Source organism: Candidatus Methylacidiphilales bacterium, from assembly GCA_028713655.1.
GTDB lineage: Bacteria > Verrucomicrobiota > Verrucomicrobiia > Methylacidiphilales > JAAUTS01 > JAQTNW01.
In genome coordinates, this window is sequence record JAQTNW010000012.1 from 59,819 (window position 1) to 73,430 (window position 13,612).

Annotated in this window: 15 protein-coding genes and 1 tRNA gene; 3 read left to right on the top strand and 13 right to left on the bottom strand. The window is 54.1% G+C overall.

The annotated features are described in order from the left end of the window. Positions 1 to 17 precede the first annotated feature (17 nt). A complete protein-coding gene (locus tag PHD76_05645) occupies positions 18 to 1,214 on the top strand; it encodes a PQQ-like beta-propeller repeat protein (protein ID MDD5261317.1) in 1,197 nt (398 codons plus the stop codon). Between the two features lie 12 nt (positions 1,215 to 1,226). Here the strand turns inward: PHD76_05645 and PHD76_05650 are convergent, their stop codons facing one another. Genes PHD76_05650 through PHD76_05670 form a run of 5 tightly spaced genes read right to left on the bottom strand, consistent with a single transcriptional unit; the run spans position 1,227 to position 7,605 of the window. Next, positions 1,227 to 4,343, bottom strand: a complete 3,117-nt coding sequence (locus tag PHD76_05650) for an ABC transporter permease (protein MDD5261318.1) — start codon at positions 4,341 to 4,343, stop codon at positions 1,227 to 1,229. After that, entirely contained in the window at positions 4,340 to 4,636 is a 297-nt protein-coding gene (locus PHD76_05655) for a GxxExxY protein (GenBank protein MDD5261319.1), read from the bottom strand. Before PHD76_05655 ends, PHD76_05650 begins: the two co-directional genes overlap by 4 nt. 28 nt (positions 4,637 to 4,664) lie before the next feature. Further along, complete coding sequence (locus tag PHD76_05660) at positions 4,665 to 5,336, bottom strand: ABC transporter ATP-binding protein (GenBank protein MDD5261320.1); 672 nt, start codon at positions 5,334 to 5,336, stop codon at positions 4,665 to 4,667. Next, positions 5,326 to 6,591, bottom strand: a complete 1,266-nt coding sequence (locus PHD76_05665) for a glycosyltransferase family 4 protein (protein ID MDD5261321.1) — start codon at positions 6,589 to 6,591, stop codon at positions 5,326 to 5,328. Before PHD76_05665 ends, PHD76_05660 begins: the two co-directional genes overlap by 11 nt. A gap of 3 nt (positions 6,592 to 6,594) precedes the next feature. Beyond that, complete coding sequence (locus tag PHD76_05670) at positions 6,595 to 7,605, bottom strand: PQQ-binding-like beta-propeller repeat protein (protein ID MDD5261322.1); 1,011 nt, start codon at positions 7,603 to 7,605, stop codon at positions 6,595 to 6,597. A 461-nt stretch (positions 7,606 to 8,066) separates the two neighbouring features. On the opposite strand from PHD76_05670, the gene PHD76_05675 reads away from it, so the two are divergent. Next, positions 8,067 to 8,141 (top strand) — tRNA-Asn (locus PHD76_05675). A 360-nt stretch (positions 8,142 to 8,501) separates the two neighbouring features. Further along, complete coding sequence (locus tag PHD76_05680; GenBank protein MDD5261323.1) at positions 8,502 to 9,404, top strand: tyrosine-type recombinase/integrase; 903 nt, start codon at positions 8,502 to 8,504, stop codon at positions 9,402 to 9,404. 31 nt (positions 9,405 to 9,435) lie between these two features. Here the strand turns inward: PHD76_05680 and PHD76_05685 are convergent, their stop codons facing one another. From PHD76_05685 to PHD76_05720, 8 genes are all read right to left on the bottom strand, one after another. Next, complete coding sequence (locus PHD76_05685; GenBank protein MDD5261324.1) at positions 9,436 to 10,107, bottom strand: DUF4145 domain-containing protein; 672 nt, start codon at positions 10,105 to 10,107, stop codon at positions 9,436 to 9,438. Positions 10,108 to 10,306: 199 nt separating this feature from the next. Continuing rightward, on the bottom strand, positions 10,307 to 10,951 hold the full coding sequence (locus PHD76_05690; protein ID MDD5261325.1) for a hypothetical protein: 645 nt from the start codon (positions 10,949 to 10,951) through the stop codon (positions 10,307 to 10,309). 18 nt (positions 10,952 to 10,969) lie between these two features. Further along, complete coding sequence (locus PHD76_05695; protein MDD5261326.1) at positions 10,970 to 11,230, bottom strand: hypothetical protein; 261 nt, start codon at positions 11,228 to 11,230, stop codon at positions 10,970 to 10,972. A 106-nt stretch (positions 11,231 to 11,336) separates the two neighbouring features. Next, positions 11,337 to 11,558 (bottom strand): hypothetical protein, encoded by a 222-nt coding sequence (locus tag PHD76_05700; protein MDD5261327.1) that lies wholly within the window; start codon positions 11,556 to 11,558, stop codon positions 11,337 to 11,339. Positions 11,559 to 11,599: 41 nt separating this feature from the next. Beyond that, positions 11,600 to 11,884: a hypothetical protein gene (locus PHD76_05705; protein MDD5261328.1), complete on the bottom strand. Its 285-nt coding sequence runs from the start codon at positions 11,882 to 11,884 to the stop codon at positions 11,600 to 11,602. A gap of 12 nt (positions 11,885 to 11,896) precedes the next feature. Further along, positions 11,897 to 12,352, bottom strand: coding sequence for a hypothetical protein (locus tag PHD76_05710; protein ID MDD5261329.1), 456 nt, complete (start codon positions 12,350 to 12,352; stop codon positions 11,897 to 11,899). After that, positions 12,349 to 13,203 carry a hypothetical protein gene (locus PHD76_05715; GenBank protein ID MDD5261330.1) on the bottom strand — a complete coding sequence of 285 codons (855 nt, stop codon included), beginning with the start codon at positions 13,201 to 13,203 and terminating at the stop codon, positions 12,349 to 12,351. Before PHD76_05715 ends, PHD76_05710 begins: the two co-directional genes overlap by 4 nt. A gap of 24 nt (positions 13,204 to 13,227) precedes the next feature. After that, entirely contained in the window at positions 13,228 to 13,497 is a 270-nt protein-coding gene (locus tag PHD76_05720) for a hypothetical protein (GenBank protein ID MDD5261331.1), read from the bottom strand. Positions 13,498 to 13,612 lie beyond the last annotated feature (115 nt).

Here is a 13,612-nt window from a genome sequence, read left to right on the forward strand (position 1 = left end):
ACCCTAAGGAAATCATTATGAAAACCATTGCCATCACCCTGCTTCTTCTCTGCACCGGGTTCGCACAAGCCGCCGACTGGCCACAATGGCGCGGACCAAACCATGACGGCATTTCCACCGAGACCGGCTGGTCCACGCAGTGGAATGCAGACGGGCCGAAGCAATTGTTCAAACTCAACGTGGGCACAGGTTGTTCATCCGTCGCAGTGAGCCAAGGGCACTTGTACACGATTGGCAACACAAACAACACCGACACGGTCCGCTGCCTCGATGCGGCAACAGGCAAGGAAATTTGGAAACAGTCGTACCCCTGCCCGCTCGACCCCAACTCATTTGAGGGAGGCCCCGGCGCGACGCCGGCAGTGAATGCCGATCGTGTATACACGATGAGCCGGGCCGGAGATTTGCATTGCCTCGACGCTGCGACGGGCAAGGTCGTCTGGACAAAAAATCTTGTGAAAGACTTCGGAGGCAAGGTGCCGAAATGGGGTTATGCCGGATCACCTGTTGTGCTTGAAAAATGCGTGATTCTCGATGTCGGCGCGCCGGGCGCAGCGACTGTGGCGCTCGACAAGACAACCGGTGAAATCGCATGGAAGAACGGTGATGAAGAGGCCGCTTACGCGACACCCCTGCCCTTTGAGTTCGGCGGCAAAAAATATGTCGCGCTGTTTGATGCGTTCGGTCTGGTGATACGCGAGGCCGACGGCGGCAAGACGGTGGCGAAGCAGGAATGGAAAACCAATTACGACGTCAACGCCGCAACGCCGATCATCAGCGGTGACAAACTTTTCGTGTCCAGCGGCTACGGGAAGGGCGCCGCACAGTTTCAGTTCACCGGCAGCGAGTTGAAATACATCTGGCAGACCAAAAAGATGCGGAACCATTTTAACAGTTGCGTACTGTGGCAGGGATTCCTGTACGGGTTCGACGACACCAAGCTCGCCTGCCTCGACTTCGCCACCGGCGACGTGAAATGGGTGCAGGAAGACCTCGGCAAAGGCTCGTTGATGCTGGCCGACGGCAAGCTTATCATTCAATCGGAAAATGGCGACCTCGTGATTGCCAGCGCCGCACCGGACGCTTTCAAGGAACTGGCGCGCGCCAAGGTGCTCGATCAACGCTGCTGGGTTGTCCCCGTACTCGCCAACGGCCATATTTACTGCAAGAACAACGTCGGCGATCTGGTTGCCTTGGACGTCAGCGGCAAGTAAGTTAGGCCGGGGTTATTCGTTTCGCAAAGCCGGGAGCAGCGAGCCGCGCAACGCCACCCATGTGGCGAGCAGGCACCAGCCGAATCCACCCAGCACCAGTCCGATCAGCGTCACCGCCAGCAGGCCGAACGGCAACGTCGCCCCTTCCGGCAAGACCGCCATGACCGCCGCACAGATCCCAATGAACAACCCGATCGCGATCAGCAGCCAGTGCTCGCTCAACACCAGCCATCGCAACGCGCGCCGTTCGAACCCAACCGCCTGCAACAACGCCAGTTCACCGCAGCGCTCAAGCACATTCCGCAACACCACAATGCCCAGCCCGGCACTGCCAAGCAGCAACCCAAGCCCGCCAAGCGCTTGAAAAATGCCAAGGTACGTGTTCTCCACTGCCTGGAATTCCGCCAGCCGACGCCACGCCGGCTCAACTTCCAATCCGCGATTTTGCAAGCCGCGCGACAACTCTTCCGCCGCCGCCCCGGCCCTGTCCCGCGGTGCGTCGATCAAAAATATCCGGAAGCCGCTCGTTGACGGAAATTTTTCGACAAAATTCTTTTCTGCCATCACCAGGCCGCCTTGCAGGATCGAACCCGGCAGCACAGCAACAATCCGGGTCATAAAATTCCGTCCATGCTCATCCACGGCAGGTACGCTGTCGCCAAGTTCCCTGCCCAGTGCCCATGTCACTGTTTGTTCGTCGCCAATCACAGGCACCGCCCCGTCATCCATGTGCTTGTTCAACAAGGACCACTGGCCGCCAAACGCATTGCGCCGCTCGAACTCCGGCGTTGCCACGCCGAGCAATCGCGGTTGCTGCGCCCGGTTCAGGTTCAGGCAGCTTGCCTCATCCCCGTCGCGCACCCGCAACGCCACAATCTTCACGTCCTTCAAAACCTGCTCTGAAAGCCTGAACAATTCACGTCCGGCCGCACTGTTCAAATCGTCATACACCGGAAGTGCCGATTGCGCGTACAAAGCAAACCCGCCTGTGCCCGGCGCATCAGGCCGCGCGTCCTCGTGAAACGCATTCACCGCCACCAGCAAAAACACGCCGGCGGCAAGCACACTGATCGTCGTCAGGCTTCTCCCGCGCCGTCGCGTGGCGTTGCGCCTGCCGAGTTGTTGGAGTCCGATATCGCGGCCCGGTGTTTGTTTCGCCAGCCGCATCAGCCACCACTGGCTGAATCCAATCCCGGCCATCAACAAACACGCGCCCGCCCCGAAGAACGCCTCCGCATTCCGCAGCGGCAACAGCGCAAGCGCTCCGATACCAGCCACGCCTCCCAGCCACAAGCCCCAGCGGCGTGACCGTGTCGATGACAGTACGCCGCCGCCCGCCAGCAACTCCACCGGTGAACGCCGCATCTGCCGGCGTTGCACAAGCACCATCGCCAGAAATGCCGCCACCAAGCTCGTGCCCGCGCCAGTAAACAGCGTCGCCGGTCCTGCATGATAGTGAAACTGTGCCGCTCCCACCGCGCCGCGCCACACAGTCGCGAGGCCGTATAAAGTCAATTTGGTATAGACGATTCCGCCAATAACGCCAAGCACCGTGCCTATCACTGCGATGGCAAACCCTTCACCCAGTACAAGCATTCGGACGCGGCCCGGCGCAAACCCAATGGCGCGAAGCAATCCAATTTCCACCGTACGCTGTTCAAGATTGAAGACAAACAGCATCGCTGTCAGCAGAAGCGCCGCCACGATCAGGAACAGGCTGAATCCGATGAAGAGCTGGCCAAAATCCATCGAATCCCGGCTTGCGGCCAATGCCTGCTGGCGCACCGGCGTGAAAAAAAGGCCAAGAGCTGCAGGATCCAGTTTGGTCCGGAGTTCACCAGCGATATTTGTACCGGCTGGAAACCGGAACGCCGTCAAATTTCCAAAACGGTTCGCCCACAATTTCTGGCCCGCGGCCAGGGTCACAAAGGCTTTCGGAGTACCCCGGTAACTTTTCCAATATGCTTCGTCTTTCGGCCGGATGCGCTTGGTATCGATCGGGATGCCGGGTTCCCAATCACGACAGTTATTTGCGTCCGATAATCCGGGAAATTCCGGCATCCACGAATTGTCCTTCACCAGCGGCGTGATCGCACACACACGGAACTTCGCCGTCTGCTCCGCCAACTCGCGGCGTTCACCGATGACGTAGTAACGCAACGTCAACACATCTCCGATTTTTGCTCCAAGATCGTCTGCCAGCCACGAATTGATCGTGATTTCGTTATCTTTCCGGCCGGCGCCAACCGCTGTGATGAAGGAATACGGCGTCGTCTTCCCGCCGAGACTGATCTCATTCACGAAATACGTCAGCACACCGGCGCCATTTGCGGGGATTGCACGGGTCGCGGCCGGATCGAGAAAAACCCGATCGGTCCGCAATTCCAAAGGGTTGTCGCGAACCTCCAGCCCCGCGTCAGCCAAAGTCCAGACTTTGTGCAGCGCGGCGTTGGCGTCCACCGGCGAATCGGTAAGCAAGGTATTCGCCTGGCCCGCGTGTTTAAGCTGCTCTTGCAAGGTCGCCAGCGGCACAAATACAGTGTAAGGCGGCACCTGGCTCGCCTGGAGGCTGAACCGGCCAAACCCATTGTCGCCCGCAATCGCTCCCACACGAATCCGTAGCGCGACCGAGACATCGCTGCGCCCCGACAACGGCGCATCGCGCGAGACGAGAGCCGGTTGTTCAACACGCACCACGATGGTATCGCCAATATGTACGCCGAGTTGTTCCGCCAGCCGCGCATTGACGGCGACATCCTGATTCGGAGTTCCTCCGAGCTGCCAAAACCGCTCATCAACACCGAGTACCTGCACATCGTTGGCGCGAGCCCGGCCGTCCGGCAATGTTGCCGAACCGCGAACCAGCAAGACCGGCGCGACGGATGATTTAATTTCCGACGCGAGATCATCCGCCAGTTGCACGCGAAAGAAATGTTCGGGAAGGGTCAGCGCCTGTGTTACATGACCGAGCCGGGCCGGCACGAGTTGATCCAGCGTAAATCGCACCGAATCGCCTACTACGAGCGCGCCGGTAAGAATCGCACATGTGATCGTCACCCCTGCGAGAACGCCGAGATGTGTCCGCCAATAGAAGCGCAGGCTGCGGCGGATGAGAGTGCAAAGGGTCATGGGGTTTTATCCGCAGATTTCGCAGATGACGCAGATTGGGATCGAATAAGGCGGCGGAATTCGAGCGAAGCGGAGCCGAAGTTAAGGAGCAGACCGACTGGCATTCCGGTGGCCTTAAGATAGTTGATGACCTGAGCTTCTTCAACGCCGCTGAATTTGGCCAAGGCTTTCAGTTCCAACACCAATGCCTCCTGATAAACCGCCTCCAAAAATCCGCACCCCAACTCCTGATGCACTTCGATTGCCGCGCCAATGATGGCGTAAGTCCGAGGGTCTCGCTTATCTGTTTCCATAAATCTGTGTAATCTGCAAATCTGCGGATCAAACCACCCATCGCCCGTCGCGCAGTTCCATCGTACGCGGCAGGCTCCCGGCCAGTTCAAGCGAGTGCGTGACGAGCACGAGAGCGACACCTTCCTCCTTGTTCAGTTCAAGCAACAACTGCCCGAGGTTTACGGCGGCTGCGTGATCAAGCGAACCGGTCGGTTCGTCGGCCAGCAACAGTTTTGGCTGGTTGATCAAGGCGCGCACGACAGCAACACGCTGGCATTCGCCGCCGGAAAGTTGCCCTGGGCGATGGTTGAGCCGTTGTCTAAGGCCGACCCGCTCCAACAACCGCTCTGCGCGGGTGTAGTCGGCATCAGTGGTCCGTCCGGTCAAGGTTGGGATCAGCACGTTTTCCAACACGGTGCATTGCGGGAGCAGGTGGTGGAGTTGAAAGATGAAACCAATCTCCCGGTTGCGGATCGCGGCCAGTTCCCTTTCGGTCAGGCCACCGAGGTCACGCCCATTGAGACGCACGGTGCCGGTGCTGGGAAGGTCAAGCGCGCCCATGATATTGAGCAAGGTGCTCTTGCCCGAGCCGCTTGGGCCGATAATCGCCACCGGCTCACCGGCAGCGAGTTTGAAATCGACATCGCGAAGTACTTCCACCTCGGCGCCGCCGTCGGGTGCGGCGTATGTTTTTGAGACATGAGCAAATTCAAGTAGCATGAGACACCTTGAGGAGCAGAGTTTCCATTTTTTGCGTCATCGCATCAATGCTGAAATCAGTGTGAACGGCCAGTCGTCCGGCTTCGCCCATTCGGCGTGCCGCGGCAGGATCTCTCAAAATTTGGCGCAGTGCTGCAGCCAATGCAGCGGGATCATCGGGATCGCAAAGAAGCCCACCACCGGTTTTTCCCACGAGTTCCGGAAACGCGCCATGACGCGGCTGAACCACGGGTACGCCCGAAGCCCACGCTTCGAGGACATAAAGCCCCAACGCTTCGCCGTAGGTTGTCGGCACGGAAAGCACACTCAGGCCGCGCAGGAATTCGCGTTTCGCCTGAATGTCGAGATTGGGGAGAAACTCAACTTCGTGAGGCAGCCGTCGCTGGAGCGAACGGACAAAGCGTTCGTCCTGACTTGTCTTGGCGCCGGCTATACGGAGCCGTACGCCCGGCATCTCAAGCTGAAGGAAAGCGTCCGCCAGCGTTCCAAGGCCTTTGCCCTGGTGCATGCGGGCGAGAAAACCAATCACTGGCGCTCCCAGGTGTGTCGCGACCGGCGAAAACTCCTCCACGGCAATACCCGGATGAACCACAGTCACGCGTTCCGGTTTGAGTCCGAGTCGGCGACTCATCAATTCTCCGTAGTAATGGCTGACCGGGACAAAATGATCAATGTCGGCGCAACGCTGCGCGAGCAGATTCCAGGATGTTTTCCTGTAGGGTTCGGGCAAGCCGTCCAGGAACGAGTCTTCACCTTGCAGGGTGCAAATGATCGGCACGCGAAACTCCTCTTTGAGGCGGCGCGCAAGGCCGCTGAGCAGCGAGTTGGACAGGCTGATGACGTCGGGGCGCGGCTGGGTGCGCAGCCACGCAATGAGTCGTTCGACTTCGCCGGCCTGACGGCTTTCGGCGCCTTGAAGCATTGACACGGCGGATTCGCCGAGGTCCTTGGCTGAGGTCATCCCGGCAAGGCCGGAGACGAGACGGAGCAGCGCGGGCGAACTGAGCATGCGGTTGAGCCAGTCAGGCATGTGGCGGAATGCGGGATATTTCTGTTCAAGAAACACACTGATACCGCTGAGGAAAATCGGTGTGCCTGAAGTCTCGGATGGCTCATCAGTCATGTGCGGCAGGTAAAGAGGAACCATCAGAACCTCGTGGCCGCGCACCCGCAATGCGCGCACCAGTGAATTGTCATGCAGACAACTGCCGCAGTAATAATTGCCGGTACCCGGTGTTAGCTGGAGGATGCGCATGGTTCAATGATCCTTCTTTGGACCAAACGCATAAACGTTTCCGTCCTCGGAGCCGATCACAATGAGACCGTCCGCAACGGCGGGGGAGGCTGTGATGTCTTTTCCGATTTCATAGGACCATACCTGCTTGCCGGTGGCAAGATCGACGAGATAGAGCCGTCCGTCGCCGGAGCCGATCACCACGCGTCCGCCACAAACAACCGGTGAACCGTCCACCTTGCCTTGCGTCGGGAAAGCCCAGATCCGTTTTCCGCTTCCACGTTCCAGACAGTAAAGTTTGCCATCCTTCCCGCCGATAACAACGCGCGTTTCCGTCAGCGCTGGTGTTGAAAAAAACGGCTGGCTGCTGTCCTTGAAAATCCAAATGATCTTGCCTTCAGTGAGGTCCGCGCAAACGACTTGATTGCCGTAATGTCCCGCGTACGCAAAGCGGCCTTTTACCGCACACGATCCTGCAATATAAGCCCCTGCCTCTACTTCTTTGAGCAGCTTGCCATCTGCCAGTGCAAGCGCATGAATCTCACCGTCGCATCCGCCAAATACCACGCGCCCGTCAGCAACCGCCGGGGCGCCGTTGATGAAATTTCCAGTCTCGTAAGTCCAGATCATTTTGCCGGTGTTGGCAGCCACGCAGTGGATCTTGTTGTCATAACTGCCAACGAGAATGCGGTCTCCTTCTGGGTTTGCGGCCCAATTTGGGGCGCCCGGGATCTTGTCGCCGCATGCATATTTCCATTTGAACGCGCCTGTTTCAGCGTCCAGCGCATAGAGTTTGCCATCGTCGGACCCGGTATAGACAGTGCCGCCATGCGCCAGAGGGGAAGATTCGACTCCGCCTCCGGTCTTGAAACTCCAGAGCCGTTTGCCCGTGGCGAGATCCAGCGCACAAACCGTTCCGTCGTCCGACCCGACAAACACTTTTTTGCCCTCGATGGCGGCTGAAGATTTGACCGGGCCACCCATCTTGAAGGTCCAACACAGTTCGGGCAGTTCATGCAAGTTTCCCTGTGCCACGCCAGCCAGATCTTGCGAACCTCTGAACATCGGCCACGATGCGGTTGCAGGTGCGGCAGCCAAAGGGGCATGCGTGAGGAACATTGCCGCATACGCGGAGAACAACCACCTGACTAAGCAACGTAAATTCATTTTGCAGAACCGGCGAAACAGGCGACCTTGCCATTTTTATTCTGCATGATCTTGGATTTACAGGACATGGCTCCCAAAAGTATGGGTAACCTTGACAAATAATGACAAGAAAAACAAAAGCACCCGTTGGCTGTCCCAATTCACCAAACGTTACCCAGGACCATGGGTGCTGATTCATACCGAATAATACCCGAGTCGCCGCGAAACCTTGGCCCGTGAACGGGCTTTGAAATCAGGCCGGGGTCGGGCTTGGATTCATACGGAAATTCTGGGTAAGAAATAGGATTGCCAGCACTGCGGACTTTTGTTCTTATCTTTACTCCATCTGATCCGGAGTAGCTCAGTGGTAGAGCGGTCGGCTGTTAACCGATTGGTCGTAGGTTCGAGCCCTACCTCCGGAGCCACTTTGCAAGTATTTCTCCTGCAAGCACTTCCTCCGGAGCACATGGCGAAACTGGCCCGTTTGCCAGCAAAATTGCCAGTAGGATTGCCCTGTTTGCCAGTGCTGGAGCCTAATCCATCACTCCTACGGGCGGGCTCTTTGCCTTCTGGCTAACGCCGGGAGGGGAGGCTTGGCTACCTTGGTTCCTGTCACCAGAGGAACCATGAGAGACCGTTACAGATTCTACCGCAGAAGCAACGGGATTTACTACGCAGAGGACTGCATCACAGGACAGCAGGAGAGTTTTAAAACCCGCAGTAAAAGCAGCGCCCTGCGTCTTATAGCGGCTCGCAATCAATCCGCTTCACAACCCGCCCTCAACATGGCGATGGCCAAAACCTACCTGCAAGGCAAGAGCCCTGAGTTTTTGACCCGCACTTGGGCTTTCGTCATTCAAGAAATCGCACACAACTATTGCGGCCCCACCTTGGAGCGCTGGCTGCGTGTCACCCGCAGCAAGCCCTTTGATGTCATCCGCAATTTACCCTTGGTCGATACGGACAGCTCGCATTTTATCCAAGTCTTGCGCCATCCCCGCGCTGGCACTTCTACAAATCTTTGGCTGCGACGCCTGCATAATTTTACAATGGATATGGGCTGGCTGCTCATGCCCGTTTTGCCAAAAGCCGGCTGGCCCAAGATCAAGCACAAGACGCGCTACGCCATCACCGCAGCGGAGCACCAAATGATTATTGATTCCGAACAAAACCAAGAGCGGAAATTGTTTTACGAACTGCTTTGGGAAACCGGCGGCTCGCAATCGGACATTGCCTGCTTGTCGTGGGCCAATGTCGATTCAGAGCAGGGAATAATTTTCTACCACCGCAAGAAGCTGGAAAGCCGGGGTGGGGAAGCCGCACGGATACGCATAGGCTCGCATCTGACTGCGATTTTGGAGCAGCTACCCCAAGCAGGGCTGTTCTTTCCACGGATAGCAAGGGAAGAGTCCAAGCACCGCTCTGCGGAGTTTAAACGCCGTTGCTGCATACTTGGAATCAAGGGCCGCAGCCTGCACAGCTACCGCTACGCATGGGCTGAAAGGGCTTACAGTGCGGGAATGCCGGAACGAGAAGCGATGGCGCACCTAGGCCACAAAAGCTCCGCGATTCACCGCGCTTATGCCCGTAAAGCGGATAACGTCACTATGCCGCTGGAATTTTACGAAGATCAAAAATCCAAGAAGGTGATTGATTTTAGCATCTTGGCAAGAAATAAGGCCGCTTAATTATTTTAATAAAAATAGTTATATCTAATCGCTAGATAGCCGATGCGCTTGGAGGTTGCAGCTTTTGTGCTGGTGCAGCCGAGGTTTTCCCTGTCCTGATTGAATCGTTGAGATGAGGAAGAATGTAGAGCGTCTTAATCATCGTTTCGGCTATGTCGATGGCTGCAATAAGTTCGCGGGGATGCGCCGCTTCAATTTCGTGCGCAGCAATGTTTCCGAGAAATCTGTGTGTATGGAGCATGTCCGATTGCATTTTGGACAGCACACCCATCGATGCCATTGCGTTAATTTTTTCTTGAAGACCAGTGCCCTTAGCATTGTGATTATTGCACATTGCTTCGATAAGCGCGCGCAAGCCTACACCCGCAAGAATAGGCATTCCGTTGTTTAGTGCCTGTAGAACTTCGCCGTATATGCGATTAATTTTCGTAGGCAAATGCTCGTAGCTATGCAATATAGGCTCTCTACCTGTTGTGCGCAGCGGAAAGAGTTCTTCACTCACGTTTGCCTTTCCTGTGTGAGGATCAAAATCATCTTCACTCCAAGATTCAATTCGAAAGGAAATAGTATCGCAACCACTGCAACGAATTATCTCGTAAGCTCTGCCCCATTGAAAATCCTCCATCTGGTTTTGCCCTACACCGAACTTGGCCACGACTTCGTGGTTCGTTTCGTGCTTGCAGTGTGGGCAAATGACTTTCATAGGCTACATTTGGAATAATTTCCTAAACAGACTTTTACGCCAAATACCCTTGCATGTGAATGAACTTCTTTTGCGACATTACGAATTTCTAGGCAAGCATCAAAACGATCCTGAAAATCATAGGCAATGGCTTCTAAGGAAGAATTTCTGTATTTTGCGATATGTGACATCATATCATGCGCAAGCGAAAGCAACGCGGTTAAGAATGGAGCGTTTGCCAGAGAAGCTTGGCTAAAAATTTAAGCCCATCCACCAAAGGATCTTTCAAAAACCCGCCAGTTATGGCCGTAACAAACAAAGAAAATAAAAATTTCTTGGTGGATAGCTGAAAGCCCTTGCGTCGCGCCCAATCAAGATTCTTGTTCAAATAAAAATCTACATTGAACGTTACGCAATCCGCATAGACCGGTTCCCACAGATCAAAGGCTTCCGCTTGTTTATAAAGGTCAAATTTGTGTAAACCCTCAAAGCGCCTAGCCTCAGTCGCGCCCTTTTTAATTCGGTCTATCAATTTCCGCATTTGGCGATCAAACTCTCCATTGTCAATTAGACTCGTATCCAGTTTCCTAATCTCATTGTATTGATCGATAGTCTCTCTGACTTTCAATTTGAAAATATCTAGGCAGGCTCGCTTCAGGTGAGAATATGCCTTCTGAACTACCGCTTTTTCAGACTCACGGAAATCAGAAACATGTTGCCTAGACAGGTGATCTAGCGCCGCATGAATTTCAAATAGCACTTCCACTGGAAGCTCATTTTGAACTTGTACAGCGGCGTACAAGGGCTTGACCCTGCTATGATAAAAGACAAAAAGCTGCCCTACTTTTGTCGGCCCTTTACTCATAAGTGCTGGCTCTAGAATTTAGAGCTTGTGAAGAGCGTCGTCAATTTGACGGTTGACCTGATTGCCACTAACCAAGCGGCCTCTAAGGATATTGCCGCGGCCAACAAACGGGAAGCGACTCACAATATGCAGAATATGTCCCGATTTTTCTTCAATTGCCTGCCGTTGTTCCCACACAGTACGCATACGGATCTCACGGGCAGACGTACCAGTTAGTTTTTCTACGGCCTGCTCAAATGCGCACGACTGAGCACCTTTCCCCTTATTGTAGGTGGTCATAAGCGATTAATTACTAAACCATCTAAGCTAAAAGGCAACAGGCAATCAAGTCCCTTTTTACTTGTTTTTGGTTAAAAAATGGGGGGGGTACTCTGTAAGCCATCTTTTACTCCATTTGATTCTTCTTTTTCCAGTTTAAAGTAATCACCTTTGTTGCCTTTGAAAGCCATTTTTCGTCTTGAGAAAGCTGCAAAACGATGGCACTTGAAAACCACTTTGGGGCATTCGGGGCCGGACTTCCAAGCGGGGTAATCAGCTTTGATTTAACCAGAACCGGAATATCGTGCTTTTGAAAGCCCAACAAATCCGCAACCTGCTCCATCTCCAAGCGGGCCGGGAGCCGTTGCACATTCAATAATTCAACTTTATTCAAGGTAACCATACAATTTCCCTATTTTGCATCTTTAACCGTTCTACGTGCCATTTTAGCATGAAATCCGCGCTAATCTGAACGTTTAACCGCTTATCACTTCGTTTACCGTATCCTGTCATAATCCCTGTTTGCGTCCCGTATTTGGTTACGTTTTTCGCAACCGCACCCAGTTCATCAACAGTTTTACGTCCCATTTTAGCGCTAAAATGGTTGCGGTTTCGGCCCATATTCAGCTCTACAACCGCTCTACACGCTGTTTTAGCTACGCTTTTCGTAACCATTTTCATTATTGATTACGGTTTACGCGCCGTTTTGGTTGCGCTTTTCGTAATTATGTCCGGTTTTTGATTTAATTGATCGATTTGATTATCAAGGCCTTGAATTTCCCTTTGAATTAATTCCTTGGCCTCATCCAAGGCTTTGTTCTCTGTAAACAGACCAAGAATACCCCTGCTGTTTTCAACTTCCTGAAGTCGCTTTTTCAATTCAAGAAGTTGAATTGTCAGGGCTGACACTTTCAAAGCACTTGAAATGTCGCTTTGAATGTCCTTAATCAAGATTTCAAGTTTTGAAATTCCTGATTTGCGCCGGACAAATGTCTGAACCCCGCACGCATCACAGATGAAATAGGGCTTTGCCCGCTTATCCATGCGGATTTCAACCAGATCATTGCACAGAAAACAGGGAATTTCCCGACGCGCTGCGGTTGCGCCAGCTTCCAACGTTACGTTGTCCTGTTCGTTCTTCATGGTGTAACCCCCTCAAAAATTGTGAAGCTCTCCAAAATCCCGTCGTCCGCCCTAATCACTTGTTGCTCGTTTAATTTGAAGAACCGCGCAAGGGCTGGAATCGGAATCTTAATCACCGTCCAAGCGCTGTTTTTGACTTTTTCAAACAGCTTGATGTCTCGGGAGGTCGTATAGCGACGGTACTTGCCTCCGTTGTGAGCCAGCAAAAGCTCTTTCGTCAAATACTTGGAGACATAAGCGGAAATCCGGTGAATGTCGGCCTGTTTGATAAAAACGATGCGCCCACCCCCTACGGCGTCCCATGCCGCAGAAAGCCAGGCCTGTGACACGTATTGACCGATTAAGATGTGTAAATGTGCGTAGCCTGATTGTTGCAGCTCGATAACCGCAATAAAAGTTACGGATTTTCCCAAGCGGCGTTGGAGAGACACACGGAATTTTCGCCAGACTTCACGGATATACGGGATTGATTCAGCCGCTTTGCAGTTGCGCGGATCGAGTGTCAGAGTCAAAAAGCGTCGCAAATCCTGTTTGGTTGCTTGCTGGATAATTCCATGTCGCACCCGTGTTGCCTTTTTCGGGCCGCAACGGGAACAAGTCCAGCCTTTGCACCCTAGCCTAACGTACTTTGTTGTGCCGTTTTCCAACACCCCACGCATTGACCATTTGCCGCACGAGCATTTCAACCCTTTGTTGCAATTACGCTTTAAGGAGTCAAGTGAAGGAGCCCTGACGGGCTCGCAGACCATGCTTTGCACGCCCCGCTGGTGCCGTGAAAGGTCTTTTGAAAAGGGCTCCAGCAGGCTGGAGGCCGAAACCTCCAACCCACCGGAAACCCCGGCCACCTGCATACTGCTGTGTGCCCTTTCCATACGTCAGGCCTTTTGAGGACGTGATGGAATCGGATCGGAGGAAACCAACGCAATGCGCCGGTAATTCTCCAAAATTGAATCGGAAATGATCCGCTTGGTTCTGGGAGAGACTTCGACAATTGGAATATTTTTCCACTCGCCGTCTTTTTGGTAAGTCTCCTGAGGAAACCCCACCCACGGCTTGCCCGCGTCTTTCTCGATGACTCGAAAGCCCTTGAGGGTGATTTCCCCGATTTCCGAAGGTGGCCTGACCCCCGATTCGGGACAGATCAAAAATATAGTTTGATCCCTTGGTTGATGTTGTTGTTCATGCTGTCAGACGCAGCGGAGGGCGTAGCCCGAAGCGGAGTCTGACAGCGGGCCGCATACTCCTGCGGGGTTTGGTACC

What these genes read in the sequence shown, in the direction of transcription:
- PHD76_05715 (MDD5261330.1), bottom strand. Translation starts at nt 13,203, where the DNA reads ATGCAGGTGGCCGGGGTTTCCGGTGGGTTGGAGGTTTCGGCCTCCAGC.
- PHD76_05650 (MDD5261318.1), bottom strand. Translation starts at nt 4,343, where the DNA reads ATGACCCTTTGCACTCTCATCCGCCGCAGCCTGCGCTTCTATTGGCGG.
- PHD76_05705 (MDD5261328.1), bottom strand. Translation starts at nt 11,884, where the DNA reads ATGGTTACGAAAAGCGTAGCTAAAACAGCGTGTAGAGCGGTTGTAGAG.
- PHD76_05685 (MDD5261324.1), bottom strand. Translation starts at nt 10,107, where the DNA reads ATGAAAGTCATTTGCCCACACTGCAAGCACGAAACGAACCACGAAGTC.
- PHD76_05690 (MDD5261325.1), bottom strand. Translation starts at nt 10,951, where the DNA reads ATGAGTAAAGGGCCGACAAAAGTAGGGCAGCTTTTTGTCTTTTATCAT.
- PHD76_05665 (MDD5261321.1), bottom strand. Translation starts at nt 6,591, where the DNA reads ATGCGCATCCTCCAGCTAACACCGGGTACCGGCAATTATTACTGCGGC.
- PHD76_05710 (MDD5261329.1), bottom strand. Translation starts at nt 12,352, where the DNA reads ATGAAGAACGAACAGGACAACGTAACGTTGGAAGCTGGCGCAACCGCA.
- PHD76_05695 (MDD5261326.1), bottom strand. Translation starts at nt 11,230, where the DNA reads ATGACCACCTACAATAAGGGGAAAGGTGCTCAGTCGTGCGCATTTGAG.
- PHD76_05645 (MDD5261317.1), top strand. Translation starts at nt 18, where the DNA reads ATGAAAACCATTGCCATCACCCTGCTTCTTCTCTGCACCGGGTTCGCA.
- PHD76_05655 (MDD5261319.1), bottom strand. Translation starts at nt 4,636, where the DNA reads ATGGAAACAGATAAGCGAGACCCTCGGACTTACGCCATCATTGGCGCG.
- PHD76_05660 (MDD5261320.1), bottom strand. Translation starts at nt 5,336, where the DNA reads ATGCTACTTGAATTTGCTCATGTCTCAAAAACATACGCCGCACCCGAC.
- PHD76_05680 (MDD5261323.1), top strand. Translation starts at nt 8,502, where the DNA reads ATGGCGATGGCCAAAACCTACCTGCAAGGCAAGAGCCCTGAGTTTTTG.